Genomic DNA, 19,621 nt, shown 5'->3' with positions numbered 1-19,621 from the left:
TTTGCACAAACGATTTGCAACTCGCGGCTCTTTGCCTGGTTCCATGAAATTTCTTCTTCGTTCTTGCGATGATCGCAAGCACGAGCGCCTTGGCGCAACATCACCACATCGCTGCCCCAATATCGCTACGTATTCGAGGAACTGTATTTCGCACTAGCGAACACAGAACAGGGATACAGATGTCCGGCTCTCCAACGCGGCCCTACGCAAGGCAAACGATGAAAGTGCTGCACATCGCCGAAACGATCCGTGGCGGGATCGCGAGCTATCTGAACGAGTTGCATCCTCAGCAGCAGGCCAGCTTCGGTGCCGAGAACGTGCACTATGTTGTGCCGTCGGATCATCGGGGCGACCTTGGCGCGATCGATGACAACCAGATTACAACATTCGAACGATCCGGCCGCAGCGTCGCCGGCCTATTCCAGATGCTGCGTGCCAGCATGCAAGCGCTGGATGCCTTCAGACCGGACGTGGTGCATCTGCATTCTTCCTTTGCAGGGCTCGTGCTCCGACCCGCGCTGGCAGCCCGCTCGGGCGGACCGCGCGTCGTCTATTGTCCGCACGGCTGGGCATTTTCGCGCGAGACCGGCCGCTTCAGTCATAAGCTGACGAAGGCGGCGGAGAACCTGCTTGCGCGCACCTCGGACCGAATCATCTGCATCTCCGGCGACGAGTATAGCGAGGCCGTGCGCGCGGGAATTCCCGCCGACCGCCTCACCGTGGTCCACAACGGCATCTCGAAGAGCCGCACGCCGCAGCCCGTCGCGGCTGACTGGACCTCCAAGAAGGTCAAGGTGCTGTTCATCGGACGCCTGGACCGGCAGAAGGGGTTCGATCTGCTGATCGAAGCGGCACGCGCGCTCGAGGATGTGCTGGACGTCCGCATGATCGGCGCCTCCGTCGTCAACAAGTACGAAGGTCCGACCGTCCCGTCCAACGTGTCCCTGCTGGGCTGGCTCGACCGACCGACCATCGAGACCCAGCTCGAGGCCGCCGACCTCGTCGTGATTCCGTCACGTTGGGAAGCCTTTGGCCTCGTTGCGCTCGAAGCGATGCGCGCGGCCAAGCCCATCCTGGCATTCCGCAGCGGCGCTTTGCCCGAGATCGTCGTCGATGGCGTCACCGGTGTGCTCTGCGAGCCCGTCGCGGTTCAGCCGCTCATCGACGGCTTCCGGCGAGCGCTGGATCTCGACCTCAAGGTGCTGGGGCAGCGCGGCTACGACCGGTTCAAGCAGCTCTATGACGTCGAGAAGACGCATGCGCAGTTGCAGCAGGTCTATGTCGAGCTGCTTCAGGACGACCGGACGCCCGTCGAAGCGAAGGCGGCGCTGCAGTCGGATCTCTCCAAGAATTTCTGATGGCTGCACCGCTCCCACGCACCTTGGTTCGCGACAGTCTCCGCCTCGCGAGCCTCATCGCATCCATTCTCCTTCCGGTCTCGGTCTGCGCACAGCAGTCGCAACCGCTCGATGCCCGATTCCTGCTCGGGGTCGGCACGCATCAGGGGCTGGGCGGCCCGGTGAGCGCGCGCGGATACGTGCCTTCGGAAAACGTCGCCCAGATCAAGCAACTCGGTCTCAATTCCTTTCGCGATGATTTTCCCTGGTCCGAGTTCGAGGTTGGGGGACGCCGGATGGGCTTCACACCCCGACTTGGCAGGCTCGAAGCGCAGGTCAAGTCCGGCGTCGCGCGCCCGCTCCTGATCCTCGCCTTCGGCCATCATCTCGTTCCGAATTCCTCGCCACCGACGACCGACGAGGCGCGGCAGCGGTTCGCCGATTATGCGGCGGCGGCGGCGCAATCGGTGGTGGCGCAGCATCCGCTGTTCGAGCTCTGGAACGAATGGAACCTGGCGGCGAAGAAAGATCCTGCGTTCTCGCCGGAAAACTATCGGGCGCTTGCCGAGGTCACGCGGCCGGTAGTCAAGCGGGTGGCGCCAAATGCGCCGTTTTTGGTCGGCGCGCTTGGCGACGATCTGGGCTGGACATGGACCGAGAAGATGCTGCGGACCGGCATTCTTCAATATGCGGACGGCGCATCGATCCACCTCTACAATTTCTGCATGGGCCCGAGCAAACGCACCTCGGCCGAAATCATAGAGCGGCTCACGGCGTTTCACCGGCTCGTCGGCCAGGCCAGCGGAAATCCCGATTTTCCGATCTATGTCACCGAGACCGGGTGGACCACGGCTGCCACCAATAAATGCGGCGTCAGCGAACAAGCCCAGTCCGACAATACAGCACAGCTCATCTTGTGGGCATCGACCGCGGCGCGCTGGCTCAAAGGAATGTGGTTCTACGAACTCAAGGACAGTGGAAAGGACGCATCGGACCTGGAGCACAATTTCGGGCTCTACCGTTTCGACAACTCCCCGAAGCCGGTCGCCTGCGCGGCTCAGGGCGCCTGGGCTTTCATCCGCTCCAGCCTGAGCGCCGAGAAACGCGAGCTCGCCAGCGGCGTCGTGTCGATCAATGCAACGACGACGTCCGGCGCCAGAGTTGCGGTGTGGTCCGAGACTCCCGAGCGGCGTTACGAGGTCAGGATCAAGGGCGATCAGGACGGCGCAACCTTTGCGATGCCGTGCGACTCGGCCGCAAGACCTGCGTCCGGTGCCTGGATTCCGGTTTCGACCACGCCGATCCTCATTGCAGCGAGCAACGGTGCCATGCCCGCTTTGGAGATAAGGCCGGCGCGGTAAGCGCGATTTTGCAAAACATGAGGTTCAGTGATGAAAGTTCTTTTGACGTCCACGCTTTATCCCACGCCTCAGGCCCCGAAGATCGTCGGCGGTGCGGAGGTCTTCGCGCGGCGCTTCGCCGAAGGCTTGGTGCAGCGCGGAGATGAGGTCGAGGTGATCCGCAGCGCATCCGCGCCCGAGCAGGTTCGTGAAAGCTGCAACGGCATCAACGTCTATTCTGCGCCGGTGCGCAACTTCCATCTGCCCTTCTCGCTGCCGAAGAACATCGTTAAGCGCAGCATCTGGCATGCGGTCGACGACTGGCAGATGCAGGCCCCGCTGATCGCGGAACGTATCCGGGCCTTCAAGCCGGACGTGCTGCACTCCAACAATCTGTCCGGTCTCACCACCGCGATCTGGCGCGTTGCCGCTCAGCTCGGCGTCCCGGTGCTGCATACGCTTCACGACTATTATCTGACCTGCCCGCGCTGCTCGCGCTTCGACAAGGGACGCTCATGCGAGCACACCTGCACGAGCTGCGGGATCCTGACCTTCCATCGCAAGCGGGCGACGCACTGGCTGAGCGCCGTGGTCGGCGTGAGCGAGCGCGTGCTGTCCATTCACACCGACATGGGCATGTTCGCGGAGACGCCGATCCGAACCGTGATCCGCAACGCCTCGACCGAGCCGCCGCGCGAGCCCTACCCTCGCCCGGTCTGCACCACGGAAGTGACGTTCGGGTTCATCGGTCGGCTCACCGAGGAGAAGGGCATCGACAACCTGATGCATGCTCTCGCCATGCTGCCTCCCGACCGCATCCGGATGATGATCGCCGGCCGGGTCAGCGAGGAGGAGCAGCGTCGCCTCAGGGCGCTCGCGCCGCATGCGCGCATCGAGTTCATGGGCTTCGTGGCGCCGGACGATTTCTACCAGCAGGTCGACGTGGTGGTCGCGCCATCGATCTGGCACGACCCCGGTCCACTCGTCGTCGCAGATGCCAAGGCGGCCGGCAGGCCGCTGCTCGGAACGCGTTTCGGCGGCATGCCCGAAGTGATCGAGCACGGCGTGACCGGCTGGCTGACCGAAGCCGATCCGCGATCCCTGGCCGACAGCATGCTTGCAGTTGCCTCCGATCCGCACAAGATCGACGAGATCAGCCGGCGCCTGATCGCGGATACCAACAAATGGATATTTGCCGACGTGCTGTCATCCTACAAGAATCTGTACGAGCAATTGCGCGAGCAGCGGATGTCGCGCGTGCGCGCAGCAACGACTGAAGCGCCGCGGGCCGTCGGCAAGGAGCGCCTCATTCCGAGATGACACGCCTCTTCGCGATGGCGGGCTACCTCTATCAGAGCGCCGCGGCGATCATCCTGATCTTCGCGATCAGTCATCTGTTGCCCGCCGCCGACTACACCAATTTCTCGCTGGCACTGGCCTCGAGCCAGTTGCTCTGCGTCCTGATGTTCGAGTGGCTGCAGCTCGCCGGATTGCGTTTCCTGGCAGCAGCCGGGGAGAACGAGGCGGCGCGGCTGAGGTGGTCGCTTTTTGCCGCGGGCCTGTCGAGCGCGGGCGCGCTCGTCGTGGTCGGCGGCTGCGCATCTCTGGCCAGCGTGCTCCCGGCCGGGATCATCGCGCTGGGCCTCGGCATCTCCGTGCTTCAGGGCCTGACCGACCTCTATTTGCTGTCGGTCCGCCTGTCCGACCGGCTGGGTGTCGCCTCCTCTCTCCTGGCGTTTCGCGCCACCGCCCTTCTGACCGGAGCCGCCGCGGGTGCGGCGATTTGGGGAACGGCGGAAGCGGCGCTGCTCGGCGTCAGTGCGGGCCACGCCCTGGGCCTGCTCGCGGGGCTGGTGGCCTATCGCACCCCCCTGGAGCGCGTTCCGCTGCGGACGATGCTGGCCGACTGGAAGGATTTCTCCCGCTACGGCATGCTGGCCGCGGGTGCGTCCGTCATCCATCTCTCGGTGCCGGTGCTGCTCCGGTTCATCGTCATCGGCCGGCTGGGCGCGACGGGCGCCGGCGCCGGATTTTCGATCGCGCTCGACCTGCTGCAGCGCCCGTTCTGGGTCCTCAATGCAGCGATCCACACCGTGAGCTATCCCGATGTCGTGAAGGATTTCGAGCACGGAACCGTCATGAAGTCGGTGCAATCGACGCGGCGGATGTTCGAGTTCATGGTCTGCACGACCCTCGTGCTGCTCGGCGGTCTCGTCGGCTTCATTCCGGATGCAGCCCGTATCCTGGTGCCGCGTGAGAGCCTTGATGGCTTCCTGACGACGGCACCTGTTGTGGCCGTCTTCTATTTCCTGCACACGCATCTCCAGGCGACCGTCGCGGTCGTTCCGCACCTGGAGAAGCTCGCGACCAGGCTCGTAGTCGTTGCGGCCGGCCAGCTCGCGATCGTCGCGGCCGTCGCGCTGGCTGCGGCATGGGCCGGCCTGTCGCCGCAACAGGCGGTCGGCTGCGCTTGCCTCGCCACGCTCGCGACGATCGTGGTTGCGCTCGGTCCGACCCTGCGGTTCGAGGCATTCCCGCGCTGGTCACTGGTCGCGCAGGCGCTGGTGGCCGCCGTCCTGATCGGATCACTCGGGGCGATGCCGACCGAGCCCGCGACATGGCTTGCCGGCAAGATCTTGATCGCCGGAATCGCGACAGCCGTCATCGGTTGGCGCGGAGATTTTCTGATGTTGGCCCGCCGCGACTAATTCGCCGCACCGGCATGGATCGGAACGCAGCGTGCGAGCAACTGAGCCGTTGGGCCACCGCGCTGATTCAGTTCCTGGACGGAACCATTGCGCCTCCCCGGTCCAACCAAATGGCTATATCCGGGAAAATACGGACGCAACCAACGCGATAGAATATGTCAAATTACTCGCCCGTGAAAATGGCATCTGCCGACTCCCTGTGCAATCCGATGACGCAGACGAAGAGTCGCACCCCAGCGCCGCGTTCGTATGACACGCTCTCAAGCCGAAGCGTTGGATCGAACTCGCACCGCTTGCGCATATATTTAGCAGCGTGAATCGTGGAAATCTTGAAAGCGCCTTTCTCACGCCATCCTGCACGGGCACCGCATCAGCATTCTGCTGCAACACGAGTCGAGCTGTTCCTGCGCAAGGAACCGCATTTCACTCGCGATTTGTAGCTTCGATTTTTATCTGAAATTCACACTCGACAGAGAAGCTTCGACGCAAATCCCTGCGAGCAATTTCGTTCGCGCTGAAACTCGAGTTTGCAATGCCTGATCAAACCATCCTGTCCGCCAGCGGCTTCATCAACTCCATCGGCGTCAACACGCACGCCGGTTTCGGATGGACCGGCTACAACAACCTCGCGCTGATGGCCGACAGCCTCGAATATATCGGCGTCACCCATCTCCGCGACGCGATGGGGACGAACCCCGCTGCGCAGCCGGTCGTCGAGGGCCTGGCCGCCGCCGGCTACAAGTTCGACTTTCTGGTATCGTCTGCGCTGCCCCAGTCCGGTACGGTCGGGTTGCAGAACTACATCGCCTCGCTCCAGAAATTCGCGACGAGCTATTCGGGCAGCATCACCGCCATCGAGGGGCTCAACGAGGCCAATCACCAGCCCTTCAGCTACAATGGCAGCTCCAGCCTTTCGGCCGCGGCCCAGTTCCAGAGTGCGCTCTATCAGGCCGTCAATGCCAACGCGACGCTCGCCAGCATCCCCGTCTACAATCTGTCACTGGCCTACAACGATCCGCAAGGCTACAGCCAGCTCGGCAACATGTCGGGATCGGTCGACTATGCCAACGCCCACGCTTATGTCAGCACCGGCCTCAATCCGAGCAGCTCCATTGCGGCGACGCTGAGCGCCGTCATGGCCGCGGCTCCGGGAAAGCCTGTCGTCATCACGGAAACCGGCTACACCACGCAAAACAATACCCAGTATCTCGGCGCCAACGAGACAGTGCAGGCCAAATCGATCCTGAACACGCTGGTCGTCGCCTACAAGGCCGGCGTGAGTGCAACTTACCTCTACGAGCTGTTTGACCGCGACTCGTCTGCAGCCAACACCAATCCCGAAGCCAATTTCGGCCTGTTCAACTCCGACGGCACGCCCAAGCTCGCCGCGACGGCGATACACAACCTGACGACAATTCTGGCCGACGACGGCAAGGGCGGCCTGCAGCCGACTGACCCATTGAACTACACGTTGAGCAACATGCCGGCCACCGGCAACAGCATGGTGCTCGGCAAGAGCAATGGCGCCTACGAACTCGTCGTCTGGGCCGAGCCGAAGCTCTGGAACGATGCCACCGATACCGAGCTGTCCAATGCGGCCCAGACGGTCACCGTGAACCTCGGCGCGGTCCATCACACCGTGAAGGTGTACGACACGCTGACCGGCACCACTGCGATCGCCAGCTACACCGACGTCAGCACCATCACCATTCCGGTCAGCGATCACCCTGTGATCATCGAGATCGACGCGCCCCCGACCACGCCGCCCGCCCCGGACACAAGGACCAGCGTCACCGGAACGGCTGCGGAGATCGTGCCGCAACTGTCCGATCTGAGCGACTCGACGGCGCTGCAGTCAATCACCCTGACCGACTCCCACGTCCTGCAGGTCGCGTCGAAGGCGACCATGGACTACATGATCGCCCATTACGGCAATGCGCTCTCGAAGATCCAGGGCGGATATTCGTTCTCGGTGACAAACTCGGCGGCGACCTGGACCAGCACGAGGACTTACGATTCGAGCGGCAAGCTGCTCTCGAAATCCGACACCGGCCTCAATTCAAGCGGACAGCCGACCTCGACCACCATCGTCCACAGCGACGGCTCCAAGGACGTGATCAGCTACACCGGCGGCGTGCAGACGAAGTTCGTTCATGTCGGAACCGACGCAACCCGGACAACCGACACCTACAACACGGCCGGCACCCTGCTGAGCGAAGTCGTCCAGAAGTCCGACGGCTATTACTCCACCACGCTCTACACGAACGGCGTGAAGACAGCCGCCTACGTCAAGAACGCGGACCGCTCGCAGGACAACTATACTTACAATATCACGGGCAAGAGCTTCACCACCCAGGTGCAGCATCTCGACGCTTCGGGGAAGGTCACTTCGGTGATCCGCAGCCATGCCGACGGCTCGCTGGACTCGACCCAGGTCTACAATAGTGACGGCAGCAGCGTGATCACGTTGTACAGCGCCACGGGAGTGAAACTGATCGAGACCGCCTACCATGCCGATCGCAGCAAGGATGTCTGGACGTACAACATCAAGGACCAGAACTATACGACCCAGCACGACGTCTACGACTCGACCGGATTCCTCACTACCCTGACGCGCCTGCATGCCGATGGCAGCCTGGCGTTCGAGCTGATGCAGACTGCCGACGGCACCAAGACGACCAACTGGTACAATGCCGCCGGCAGCCTCACCAGCGAGGTGGTCCAAAAGGCCGACGGCTTCGCCTCGACAACCCTCTACAGCAACGGCGTCAAGACGAAAGTTTACATCAAGAACGCCGACGGTAGTCTGGACAACTATGCCTATGGCATCACCGGCCAGAGCTACACCACGCTGATCCAGCACATCGATCCGTCCGGCAAGGTCACGTCCGTCACCCGCAAGCACGCGGATGGCACGCTCGACTATACCCAGGTCGTCAACAACGACGGGAGCAGCGTCGTCACCATCTATGACTCGACGGGAGTAAGGACGAAACAATCCGAGTACCACGCTGATGGCAGCAAGGACGTCTTCCTCTACAACATCACCGGCCAGAACTACACGACCGAACACAATGTCTACGATGCAACCGGCTTCCTTACGACGCTGATCCGGAAGCACGCGGACGGCAGCATGGCGTTCAAGCTGGTGCAGAGCAAGGACGGAACCAAGACGACGGACTGGTACGATGCAAAGGGGGTCCTCACCAGCGAGGTGATCACGAAGGCCGACGGTTACAGCTCGACAACGGTCTATACCAACGGCCTGAAAACTGCGGCCTACATCACCAATGCCGACCTGAGCCAAGACAATTACACCTACAACATCACCGGGCAGAGCTATGCCACGCAGCACCAGCATCTCGATCCGACCGGCAAGACGACGGAGGTGACCCGCTGGCACGCCGACGGCACGCTCGATTATACCCAGGTCGTCGGCAGCGACGGTGGCAGCGTCGTGACCAATTACGACGCTTCAGGCCTCAAGAAGACACAAACCGACTATCACTCCGACGGCTCGAGGGATGTCTATCTCTTCAACGTCATCGGTCAGAACTACACGAAAGAGCACGATACCTACGATACCACCGGTTTCCTTACGCACATCGTGCGGACCCACGCCGACGACAGCCTGGCATTCACCCTTGTGCAGAGCGCCGACGGCACCAAGACCTCGGGCTGGTATGATGCTAAAGGAATTATCACCAGCGAGGTGACGACCAAGAGCGACGGATACAGTTCCACCACAGTCTACGCCGGCGGTATCAAGACCGCTGCCTATATCAAGAACGCCGACGGCACGTCGGACAACTGGAACTACAACATCACAGGCCAGTCCTACACGACGCAGCACCAGCACCTTGATGCCTCGGGCAATATCGTCGAGATCACAAGGACCCACGCCGACGGCACTCTGGACTATACCCAGGTCATCAACAATGACGGCAGCAAGCTGACCGACATCTATAACAGCGCCGGCATCAAGACACAGGAGATCGCCAGCCACGCCGACGGCTCGAGGGACGTCTTCCTGTTCAACTTCAACGGACAGGCCGGCGTCACGCAGCACGAGAGCTACAACACCGCCAAGGCGCTCGAGTTCATCGATCAGACCAAGTCCGATGGCACCCACAACGTCACGGCCGTCGCCAGCGGCGTGACGATCCAGGGCGGGGCCGGCAATGACGTGTTCTCGGCGGCGCCAAACTCGACGACCATCGCGTACGACCACGGCCAGGACCAGATCCTCAACTTCCAGGCCGGCAGCGGGACGACGCACGACACGATCGCGATCTCGAAACTGCTGGCGGAGGACTACAGCCAGCTCCAGATCACGCAGTCCGGCACGAACGCGCTCATCACGTTCTCGGCGACCGACTCGATTCTGCTGAAGAACGTCTACGTCTCCAGCCTGACGAGCCACGACTTCGTGTTCGTTTGAGCCGGTGAGACCTGCCCAAACGGGCGCCAACGTCGCTGGGGGCCGGGACCATGTCCCGGCCCCTGATCGCTCGTTGGTCGGGCGCCTGCCTCATCGATGAGCAAAGGGCTCTCTGCCATCCGCAATTGGATGAGCCCCATGAATTCGGAAAGATCGTCGGGTTGTGCCGCATCGGCCGCCGCGCTTGCGAACTTGCGTCACAATTCGTCTTTAGAAAAGCGACGGACCGTGAAAGGAAACCGAGCCCCGATGGAAGCCAGTGAAGCAAGACGTTTTGTCGTTCTCGACTTCTACCGCTTCGTCGCCGCGCTCGGGGTCTTCATCTTCCACCTGAAGCTGATCGACAAGGGCATCTCACCGGCCTGGAACGGGTCCTATGGCCTGTTCGTGGACATGTTCTTCATCCTGTCCGGGTTCGTGATTTCCTACTCCTATCCTTCAACCTCGACAGGCCCGCGCTCCTATGCGCGCTTCCTCATTAGGCGGATCGCGCGAATCTACCCCTTGCATCTGCTCACATTGTTGATATTCGCCGTCCTTGCTCTCATGGGCATATCCGGTCCGACCTCGCACGCGAGCTTGACGGATTTCATTCAAAACCTCTTCCTCGTACAGGCGTGGGGTATTACAGATCATCTCAGCTTCAACTCGCCGGCTTGGTCCATCAGCGCCGAGCTGTTCTGTTACCTATTATTCCCATTGTTCATGCTGCTGGCCGGGAGGATCTCGCCGCTGATGCTGGCGATCATCGTCGCGCTCTCTTACGGCATCCTTGCCCATGCTCACCTGCCGATCTGGCAGGAACGCTCTCAGATGTACGGGGCAACTTTCGATTTCGGGATGTTACGGGCGCTTCCGAGCTTCCTAAACGGGATTCTCCTAACCGTCCTGTTCAGGCTCTCGAGCGACTATCGCAAGAAGCCGGTTGCATTCGCCGGAATAGCGCTGTTTGCCGTCTCGGTTCTGGTTCTCAACTTCTTTGCCAAGCCCGACCTTGCAATCATACTGTTCTCTCTCGCGATCCTCGTCACAGCCACGGGAGAAAGCGCCTTCGCGCGGTTTCCCGGCTCCGATTGGCTCGGCCGCCTCGGCAACACGTCATATGCCATCTACATGATGCACGAAGTGCTGTTGATCCTGCTCTTCAAGCCGGCCTGGCACTATTTCGGACTTCAGCCAAGCATGTTTCCGGTGTTTGCATTGGTCTGCTGCATCGTTCTGACAGTCGTTGCCGACGTGACATATCGCTACGTCGAAGATCCCGCTAGAAGATTGATCAACCGGCTTGCGCCTGGCGGGGCAAGATCAGCCCGCGTCCCGAAGCCCGAGCCGCTCGATCTTGCCGAGGCCAGACAGGCGGCCAACGCAAGCTAGCTGGTGCGTGCAGGCCGAATTCTGGCTAGGTCTTAGACGATCGCCGCACACGACCCCAGACTTCCTGGCATATCCGCACCACGGCCGGCCGGGCGACCGCCATGACAACGGCAAGATAGACCGAAGAACCAAGCAGCACGAGCGCGGAGAGACGCAGCCATGGCGACGTGGCCGGCATGGTAATGGAGGCAGCAACCACCGCGCATGCCATCACTGCGGAGCCCGCAAGTGCCGGCATCAGCGCCGCGGCATAGGGCCTGATGCGGAGCGACAAGATCCGCATCGAGGCTCCGGCGGACAGCGGATACAGCAACAAGGCGCGAACGACGTAGCCGACAGCGATGGCGATAAGGCCAAATGGCGCAGCGAGGATGAAGATCGTTATGTTCGAAACCGCGTATATCAGCGTCAGCCAAGTCTGCCAGTGCGGTTTGCCGAACGCCAGGATCACCGAGTGATTGTAGAGGCCGATCGTGGTCAAGAACCCGGTGATCGACATGATCGCGAGTAGAGGGGCGGCCTCGCCCCACTTGGATCCGAAGAAACCGACGATGAGATCCGGTGCCAGAGCCGCTATCCCCGCGAAAAGCGGGGCTGTCAGCAGTGACGTGTATTTGACGAAGTCCACCAGCGTCGAACGCGATGCTTCCCGGTCATGCTGGAGGCCAGCGATGGTCGAAAAGAACACGCGGTTCAACGCATTCCCGATCACGGTACTCACGGCGTTGACCAGGCGCTTGGCGAGGCTGTAGAAGCCCGCGCCGGCGGCGCCGGTATACCAAGTGACGAAAATCAGATCGGAATTGGCATTGGCAAAGTTCGTGATTCCCGTCAGCGCCACGTAGCGCGCATAGCTCAGGAGATCGATAACAGCCTGCCGGCTGACCCGGAGCCGAGGGCGCCAGGGCGTCAGGATCCAAAGGCTGACCAGCGAGATCAACGAAGTCGAGACAAGCTGTCCGACCAGCGCAACGACCCCGTATCCCTGTATCGCCAGCGCGATCCCTACCGCCCCGCCGATAGAGATTGAAGAAAGCGAACGGATGGCGAGGGATCGAAAGAGTTGATTGCGCGTCAGCCAGGCTTCGTGCGTCCGTGACAGGCCTTGCACGGCCACCACGATGCAAAATCCCTTGAGAACGATGGCAAGATCCGAAAGACCGGAGAATCGTTCGATGGCGCCGCTCGAGGCGAACAGTGCGAGTGCTGCAAACAAGGAGAGGCCCGCGATGAGCCAAAACGAGGCAGTGTAATCCTCATCCTTCGGATCGGGACGCGCCTGGACGGCAATCGCGATGCTCTCGATCAGGACTGCCCGGCAGAACTCGAGCGCCAGCGCTCCCGTTGCCACGATGCCGAGAATCTGCGGCGACAGCAGCCGCGCCATGATCATGTAGATTGCGAGCGTGAGCGCCTGCCCGACCGCGGAATCGAGCGCCGACCAAATGACGCCCGAAACGATCGAGCGCGGCTTGATAATCTCGTGGCGCAATTGGAAGCCTGTCACAATTCGGGGTTAGGTCGACATTCGTCGAGAGCCATTGGCTGCTATGGTCCAATAGTCGCCTTGTTTACGAGGACACTACGGCAAGAAAGCAGCTACATCCGAGGCAGCATGAATTTTCGAGGCAATCTACGACGGCTGATCAACGAGGTCGGCTGCGACTTTATTCATCAACTGCCCTATCCGCACGTGGACTTGTTCTTCTGGCGTCCCGACGATGGAACGATCAATTTCGGTGATCATCTTTCGATCGTTGTCGTTGACCATCTCTTGCGGCAATTCGGCTATACCCTCGCCGATGAGGTGCCGCGGCAAGCGCGCTTGTTCGCGATCGGGTCCGTGCTCCACTACGCGCGAAATGGCGATGTGATCTGGGGAAGCGGCGTAAACGGACGCCCCGGCCAAGGTGACCTCAACCATCGCGTGCAGAATTTGGACGTGCGAGCGGTGCGCGGCCCCCGTACCCGGGAAGTTCTGCAGCGCCGGGGCATCGCGGTTCCCGAAGTGTTCGGAGATCCTGCGTTGCTGCTCCCTCAGCTGTTTCCAAATCGTTTTCGCCCGACTGCCAAGAAGCCGTGGGTGTTTGTTCCGAATTTGCACGATTTGAGCCTCGTCGACCCTGCCGCCGATACGGTGGTCTCACCGCTGGGATCCTGGAACCGGCGAATTGACGCCATTCTCGAAGCTGAACTGGTTCTGGCCAGCTCGCTCCACGGCATCATCGTCGCCGAGGCATTCGGGATACCGGCTCGATACGTACGGCTGAGCAGCGGAGAGGCCGAGTTCAAGTATCATGACTATTATGAGGGCACCGGCCGGTTCGCCGTCGAGTTTGCGACGAGTATTGACGAAGGTCGCGAGATGGGGGGAGCTGCGCGCCTCAACTTTGATCATCGTGCCTTGATGAGTGCATTCCCGATCGACCTCTGGAGCGGAAAGCACTAACATGGCCAAGCGCCTCCGCGTGGCCATCTACGCGCCGCATTTTGCGGAATATTCCTACCGCCTCGCATCGGGATTGGCGCATCATTGCGACGTTCGGCTTGTGCTCAACCGCAAAGACGCGAACCAGCAATGGGAGCTTGCCGATATCGCTGTGACGGCGCCGTTCGAGACACGCATTCGCGACCTCAGTCTGCGGCGCGGCGGCGCAATCGGCATCCCTGCCTCGTTCATCGACATAATTTCCTTCCGCCCGGACGTGATCCATTGTCACGAAGTTCCCGAGATCTACACGTCCAAGCTGATTCAGCTCCTGCGTCCGCTCGGCATTCCCCTGGTACTGACCGTTCACGATGCTATCCCGCACTCGGAGGGCGGCTCCGGCACCGCGCCCCGTGAAGATGCCTGGCGCGGACGCATGCGTGCGGCCGCCTCGATCGTCACGACGCACGGCGAGAGCTGCATTGCAGATTTTCATCGCGCCTCGCCCGACTTCAAGGGCGAGACGGTTTCCAGCATGCACGGCGTGCTGATGGTTCCGCCGGACAAAAGCTCGTTCACCGAGCCCGAATCCGGACGCATCCTATTTTTTGGACGAATGTGGGCTTACAAGGGCCTCGACGTCTTCATCGACGCGATCGACATGTTGGCCCAGCGCGGCGTCACGCATGAAGCGATCGTCGCCGGGCGCGGCCCCGAGATGACACGGCTCGGCGCCCGGATGGAGGCAATGCCGACGGTCAAGACCATCAATGCCTACATTTCGCCTGCGGATACCGGACGTCTATTTCAATCTGCTACGGTGGTTGCCTTGCCCTACAAGGATGCATCACAAAGCGGGGTGCTCGCATCCGCCTATGGGAATGCGCGTCCCGTCGTCGCCAGCGCCACCGGTGGCATTCCCGACGTCGTGACCGACGGCGTCAATGGTCTCCTGGTCCCTCCCGGCGATGCCACTGCGCTCGCCGATGCACTCGAGCGCGTGCTGACGTCGAATTCACTCGCCGCAACGTTGGCTGACGGCGCGCGGCAGACCGCGGCCGGCCCTCTGAACTGGGACCACATTGCCGAACGGTTGCTTGGATCCTATCACAGGCTCGCCGGTCGTACCGTGAAGTGAGCGCGACACGCGCTTTCTCAAGCCGATTGCCCCACTTTCAGCGGTCGAAAGAACGTGCTGCGGAACGCGCCGTCCAGCAAGCGCCTCAGCCGGACCTCGATCAGTTCATAGCTGATCGCACTTGCAGCCAGTGACATCACCAGCCCGAGTCCGATGAAAGCCGCCCATAGCAGCCAGCGGTCGACGCCGGCGGCAACCAGCTTCAGGCCAACCACTTGCAAGGGGAAGAGCACGAAGGGGTGCACGAGATAGAGGCTGTAGCTGATCTTGCCGATATATTGGAGCGCCGGCGTGCTCAGGGCCTTCCCGAGGCCTGATTCCGGGGCGAGCACCATGGCGAACAGCAGAAATCCGGGAATGAGGCCCACGAACGGATGAAACAGCACCAGGCTCGCATACAGCGCGGCCCCGCAGACGAGCCCTGCGACCAGACCGAGCCGTCCGGGAATGGAAATGCGAAATCCCGTCGCGCTGAACAGCATCCCGATGCAGAAGAACGCGGTGATTGGCCAGCGCATCAGGCAGGCCACGCCGAGCAGGATCAGAGGTGCCGCCAGCAGCCTGCCGCCGGCGCGCCACATCGAGAATGTCAGCGCAAACCAGATGTAGAACGCCCACTCATAGGTCAGCGTCCAGGCATTCTGCTGGGCAATGGGCAACCCGAGCGCGTCCTGCACGAAGAACAGGTTGGCCGCAAAGATCCCGAGATAGCTGGTGAGATCAATCCCGCGGAAGAATTTGTAGGCCACGATCGGCCCGATCGCGAACAGCGCAAGATGCAGCACGACGAACACCGGCATGATGCGCAGGACGCGGTCGAAGAAGAACCGCGACAGCGAACCGTGACGTATCAGACTGGCCGGGATCAGGAAGCCGCTGATCATGAAGAACAGCTCGACACCGTGCCCGCCGACATTGATCACCGACTGCAGCCAGGGCCAGAGCGGCGGCAGAAAACCGGGATTTGGGATGTCGTACATGCCTGCCTTCGGCATGTCGTAGAAATGATCCATCAGCACGCTCAGCGCCGCGATGGCACGAAGGCCCTGGACCGAAGGAAGGAACGATCCATCATAGGCGGCGCCCGGCTGGTGAGGTGCCTTGATCACTCTGCGGCACCCTGGGTGCTGAGCACTGGCTCGAGGACGACAGGCTTTCTTCGCGCGGAGCGGAATCTTTGCCCGAAGGAAATGCTGGGCTTCTCGATGAACGTGTATGTCATCCAACTGACGAGGATCGACAATGCCAGGATGACGACCAGGAAGATCGACCATCCGAGGGGTCCGTCGCCGAACCATACCAGGCGATGGACGTAGACAATCGCGAACGGCGACATCAGATAGACCGAATAGCTGATCACGCCGACGAATGCCATCGGGCGCCAGGCCATCCGTTCGCCGAACACGGCAAAGCCGATGAAGACAACCGCCGCGCATATATACGCCGATCCGATCGAATAACTGTAGAAGAAATTCTCCTGATACACGCCACCGAACCGGCGGTCGGATAGGGTGGCGGCGAAGACCGCATACAGAAGCGTGCAGACGGTCACATGCGTCCACCGGAGCTTGCCGCCAATGACGGTGTCGCGGATGATCTTGCCCAGGAACATCGCCGAGAGGTTCAAGCCGACCTCCATCACCGAGGAGACTGCCCTGCTCTCAACGAAAAGTGCAGCTGTGGTTCCCACCAGCGCGGCGGCAATGACGATGGTCACCGCCGTGAAGCGCCGGTTGAGCAGCCCCATCGCAAAGAGAATGGTGCATCCGACGTAGAACAAGAGCTCGATCGCTAGCGTCCAATAGAACACCCAGAGATTCGGGACGTTCACGAAAGTCTGCAACATCGTCACGTTAGCGGCGATCTGCCCCAGCGGAAAACTCTTCGAATCCAGCAGCTGCACCGACACGAGCCCGACAACGATCGAAGTCCAATAAGCCGGATAGAGCCGGAAGAAGCGGCTGATCGTAAAATCGCGCACAGGCGTGGCGCTGTCCGGGAAGCTGAACGGAATGACGAAGCCGCTCACGAAGAAGAACAACACGACGCCGAACCGGCCAAAGTTCATGTAGTAGCCGAATATGTCGTGGAGGGGCCCGTAATAGACACCCGTCGGGTGCTTTTCCAGGATGACCTCGAATACGTGCTGGACCAGGACGGCCAGCACGGCAATGCCGCGCAGTGTGTCGATGAATGCGAGCCGTTTATGCATTGTTCGTTCTCACCTGCTTCCGCTCGCCGCCGGTACATCCGGGCGGAAGCCTTCTAATGACGGCATCGGTGGCCGTACGATGATTGGCACGGCGTCGCCCGCCCGCGCGGTGGTCGCGCGCCGCGAGAACACCTCGCTGAAGCTCAACGCGATGATCAGCAGGCCGGACGCCGGGCCGTAATTCAGAACGGTGATCGTGAACAAGTTGACGACGAAGATCAGCGTCAGCTTGTAGACGTCGGTCGTGCCGAACGTCGCCCGGAATACCATCACCATGAATGCGACGAACGGGAGTCCGAACATCAGATACGTGCCGATGTAAAAATTGTCGACGGGAACCCAGAAGGGGGCGAGCGGCGAGAACAGCTTCTGCGGATAGTTGAAGCAGCCCACGCCGCAGCCGGTCACGAGACCAACGGGCATGAGCTGGCTCAGGTAGACGAACGGCAGTTGCCAGCTGTTGTTGATGCGGTCGACGATGCTGAACAGGGTCGTGTGCGGCACCGCGGCGGTACCCGAAGCGAGCACGATCATGAAGAACGGCACCAGGATCGCGGCAAACGACCACAATGCAATGTTCCGTATCGCGGTGAAGCGCGACTTCTCCGGGAGCATCCGCACGAACACCAGCAGAATCAAGTAGAGCACGAGGACGATCATGGTCGTCTTGCTGGTCGTCAGACGGATGATGTAGACCGCAAGAGAGCCGTACAGAAGGCACCAAATCGTGCTCTTACGGATCGACGTAATTGCGAAGGACACGAGTATGAAGAAGGCCGCCATGGTACTTTCGGCAGCAAAGCCCGTGAGACGCTGATCGTCACCGCCATAGGCCCACCATAAGCGACCCGCCTCACGAACGGCGCCGAAGGACTCATATTTGTATCCGACCCAGGGCATGAAGTAGAATTTCGTCAGCAGCACGCCGATCAGCGAGAGGTAGAACGTCGCGGCGATGACCGACAGCAACTTCTTGTAGGAGCCGAGACTGGCGTCGCAGAAACAAAATCCGACGAACACCGGGAGCATCATCTTAAACGACGACATCGCCGCGTTGACCGTCCCCAGCATGAAGTAGCCGAGCACCAGCGACAGCATGATCTGCACGAGGACAACTGCAGCCATGATACTGCGATTGCGCAAGATGCAATGCACGATGAACTGGACCAGGCACAGAAGCGCAATGCCATCCGGCACGAACCAAAGCGCGTCCAAATGCATGATGCTGGTGTAGTATCGCATCATACCGCCGAAGGCATCCCGGACCAGATAGGCTGCGAGCGCGATCGCCTCGATATTGAGGCTGATCAGCATCATCCTGCGGGGTTGCAGCGCGAAGGTGCTCATGCGCGGCTCAGTTGCTCAGCCGCGCCGATTGGGTGGGGGATGGCGCAAAATCCGGGGGGCTTCCGAATGCATTTCGCAGGAACCTGCCGCCGGGAATTTCGACATAGAGATAGGTGAGGTGCGAAACCGCGAGCACGGCGGCCAGTGAAACGACGAGATTCAGCGTCGCCGGCAGGCCTGCCCAGATCGAATCCAGGGCGGCGATTCGCCCCGCCCCCACGCCCCGCACGAAGTATTCAGCCAGCAGCACCACGAGCGCGTGCACCATATAGATCGAGTACGAACGACGCCCCAACCAGATCAGCGGCTTGGCCACCAGAATCCGCGGCACCAGCAGCGCATCCGGAAAGGCCAGCAGGCTGCCGAGGAAGATCGCGAACATCACTGGCGCGAGGAAGGTCGCGGCAGGATTGGCCTCCGCCAGGGACACCAGGACGATGCTCGCGATCATGGCGACGAATTGCAATGCGCCCTGCACGGCAGGCCCCGGCTTGGCCGGCAGGCGATCGACGATCCTCACCATCAAGACGCCCAGGAAAAAGCCGACGAAGCAGCGTAGCAAGCCGAAATCCGTCTGAAGCTCGATGCTCTTCTTTTCGAGCACGAAGATGATTAAGACGAGACTTCCGACCGCGAGCAGCCCGGAGAGGACATAGAACCACGGCAGCGAGCGCATGCGCAGCGCAGTGAGAACGAGCAGACCAAACACCAGGTAGGTGTAGAACTCAACGCTGATGCTCCAGCTCGGCGCATTCCAGCTGAGATAGTCGATGAACCCCATCGAGTGGAGAAGCAGGACGTTGAGGCCGAAGGAATAGGCATTGTTCACTTCGAACGCCGCAGGCGCGGCGACGACCACCCCCGCCATGACCAGGCCGATGCGCAGCAGGCGAAAGACGAGGTTTGCCAGCAGCATGACGATATGCAGCGGGTAGACTCGCGCCAGGCGCCGTACCATAAATTCGCGCAGCGAGAAGCGCGTGAAGTCGTTCTCGACATAGCTGAGCGCCATGACCATTCCGCTGAGAACGAAGAACAGATCGACCAGCAGCCATGCACTCCTGAAGAAGGAGCAGTTGATCCAGGCGTTGTGCGGGAATGCCGCGAGAAAGGTTGGCATCAGCAGCAGATGGTGGATCACCACGGAAGTCGCGGCGATCCCCCGGATGCTGTCGAGCGGCAGGACGTGCGCCTTCTCACGATGAACCAACTCCGTCACATCAACATTCCGTAGCTGTTGCACCGCAGCAGTGTGTATCAGGTCTCAACGCGTGATCAATCTCTGCAATCACGGAG

General features: G+C 61.1%; 13 protein-coding genes. 8 read left to right on the top strand and 5 right to left on the bottom strand.

Translation table 11 applies throughout. The features are described 5' to 3' along the window. Positions 1 to 218: 218 nt before the first annotated feature. The 6 genes from I6F37_RS14355 to I6F37_RS14330 all read left to right on the top strand — a co-directional run bounded on the left by I6F37_RS14355 (position 219) and on the right by I6F37_RS14330 (position 11,200). Positions 219 to 1,358, top strand: a complete 1,140-nt coding sequence (locus I6F37_RS14355) for a glycosyltransferase (protein WP_225147035.1) — start codon at positions 219 to 221, stop codon at positions 1,356 to 1,358. After that, positions 1,358 to 2,698, top strand: coding sequence for a hypothetical protein (locus tag I6F37_RS14350; RefSeq protein ID WP_225151659.1), 1,341 nt, complete (start codon positions 1,358 to 1,360; stop codon positions 2,696 to 2,698). The genes I6F37_RS14355 and I6F37_RS14350 overlap by 1 nt, the downstream gene beginning before the upstream one ends. A 30-nt stretch (positions 2,699 to 2,728) precedes the next feature. Further along, the gene (locus tag I6F37_RS14345) at positions 2,729 to 3,997 is read left to right on the top strand and encodes a glycosyltransferase family 4 protein (protein ID WP_225151657.1); all 1,269 of its coding nucleotides are present in this window, start codon (positions 2,729 to 2,731) and stop codon (positions 3,995 to 3,997) included. Continuing rightward, the gene (locus tag I6F37_RS14340; RefSeq protein ID WP_225151655.1) at positions 3,994 to 5,385 is read left to right on the top strand and encodes a hypothetical protein; all 1,392 of its coding nucleotides are present in this window, start codon (positions 3,994 to 3,996) and stop codon (positions 5,383 to 5,385) included. Before I6F37_RS14345 ends, I6F37_RS14340 begins: the two co-directional genes overlap by 4 nt. Before the next feature lie 532 nt (positions 5,386 to 5,917). Beyond that, a complete protein-coding gene (locus tag I6F37_RS14335; protein ID WP_225151653.1) occupies positions 5,918 to 9,826 on the top strand; it encodes an RHS repeat protein in 3,909 nt (1,302 codons plus the stop codon). Positions 9,827 to 10,075: 249 nt separating this feature from the next. After that, entirely contained in the window at positions 10,076 to 11,200 is a 1,125-nt protein-coding gene (locus I6F37_RS14330) for an acyltransferase (RefSeq protein ID WP_051057155.1), read from the top strand. A 25-nt stretch (positions 11,201 to 11,225) separates the two neighbouring features. Here the strand turns inward: I6F37_RS14330 and I6F37_RS14325 are convergent, their stop codons facing one another. Next, positions 11,226 to 12,692 (bottom strand): lipopolysaccharide biosynthesis protein, encoded by a 1,467-nt coding sequence (locus I6F37_RS14325; RefSeq protein WP_225151651.1) that lies wholly within the window; start codon positions 12,690 to 12,692, stop codon positions 11,226 to 11,228. A 123-nt stretch (positions 12,693 to 12,815) separates the two neighbouring features. Between I6F37_RS14325 and I6F37_RS14320 the strand changes: the two genes are divergently transcribed. Both I6F37_RS14320 and I6F37_RS14315 read left to right on the top strand, forming a co-directional pair. Continuing rightward, positions 12,816 to 13,649, top strand: a complete 834-nt coding sequence (locus tag I6F37_RS14320) for a polysaccharide pyruvyl transferase family protein (RefSeq protein ID WP_225151650.1) — start codon at positions 12,816 to 12,818, stop codon at positions 13,647 to 13,649. 1 nt (position 13,650) lies between these two features. Then, positions 13,651 to 14,766, top strand: coding sequence for a glycosyltransferase family 4 protein (locus I6F37_RS14315; protein ID WP_225151648.1), 1,116 nt, complete (start codon positions 13,651 to 13,653; stop codon positions 14,764 to 14,766). A gap of 17 nt (positions 14,767 to 14,783) precedes the next feature. Here I6F37_RS14315 and I6F37_RS14310 read toward each other — a convergent pair whose 3' ends face one another. The 4 genes from I6F37_RS14310 to I6F37_RS14295 are packed head-to-tail and all read right to left on the bottom strand — an operon-like array spanning position 14,784 to position 19,568. Continuing rightward, entirely contained in the window at positions 14,784 to 15,875 is a 1,092-nt protein-coding gene (locus I6F37_RS14310; RefSeq protein ID WP_225151646.1) for an acyltransferase, read from the bottom strand. Beyond that, positions 15,872 to 16,978 carry an acyltransferase gene (locus tag I6F37_RS14305; RefSeq protein WP_225151644.1) on the bottom strand — a complete coding sequence of 369 codons (1,107 nt, stop codon included), beginning with the start codon at positions 16,976 to 16,978 and terminating at the stop codon, positions 15,872 to 15,874. Before I6F37_RS14305 ends, I6F37_RS14310 begins: the two co-directional genes overlap by 4 nt. 9 nt (positions 16,979 to 16,987) lie before the next feature. Then, entirely contained in the window at positions 16,988 to 18,325 is a 1,338-nt protein-coding gene (locus tag I6F37_RS14300; protein WP_225151643.1) for a hypothetical protein, read from the bottom strand. Positions 18,326 to 18,332: 7 nt separating this feature from the next. Then, positions 18,333 to 19,568, bottom strand: a complete 1,236-nt coding sequence (locus I6F37_RS14295) for an acyltransferase (RefSeq protein WP_225151641.1) — start codon at positions 19,566 to 19,568, stop codon at positions 18,333 to 18,335. Between the last annotated feature and the right edge of the window lie 53 nt (positions 19,569 to 19,621).

Origin of the sequence: Bradyrhizobium sp. NBAIM08, assembly GCF_020193935.1 — a bacterium.
In the GTDB taxonomy this organism is placed as follows: Bacteria; Pseudomonadota; Alphaproteobacteria; order Rhizobiales; family Xanthobacteraceae; genus Bradyrhizobium; species Bradyrhizobium yuanmingense.
This window is presented reverse-complemented; position numbering and strand designations above follow the sequence as displayed.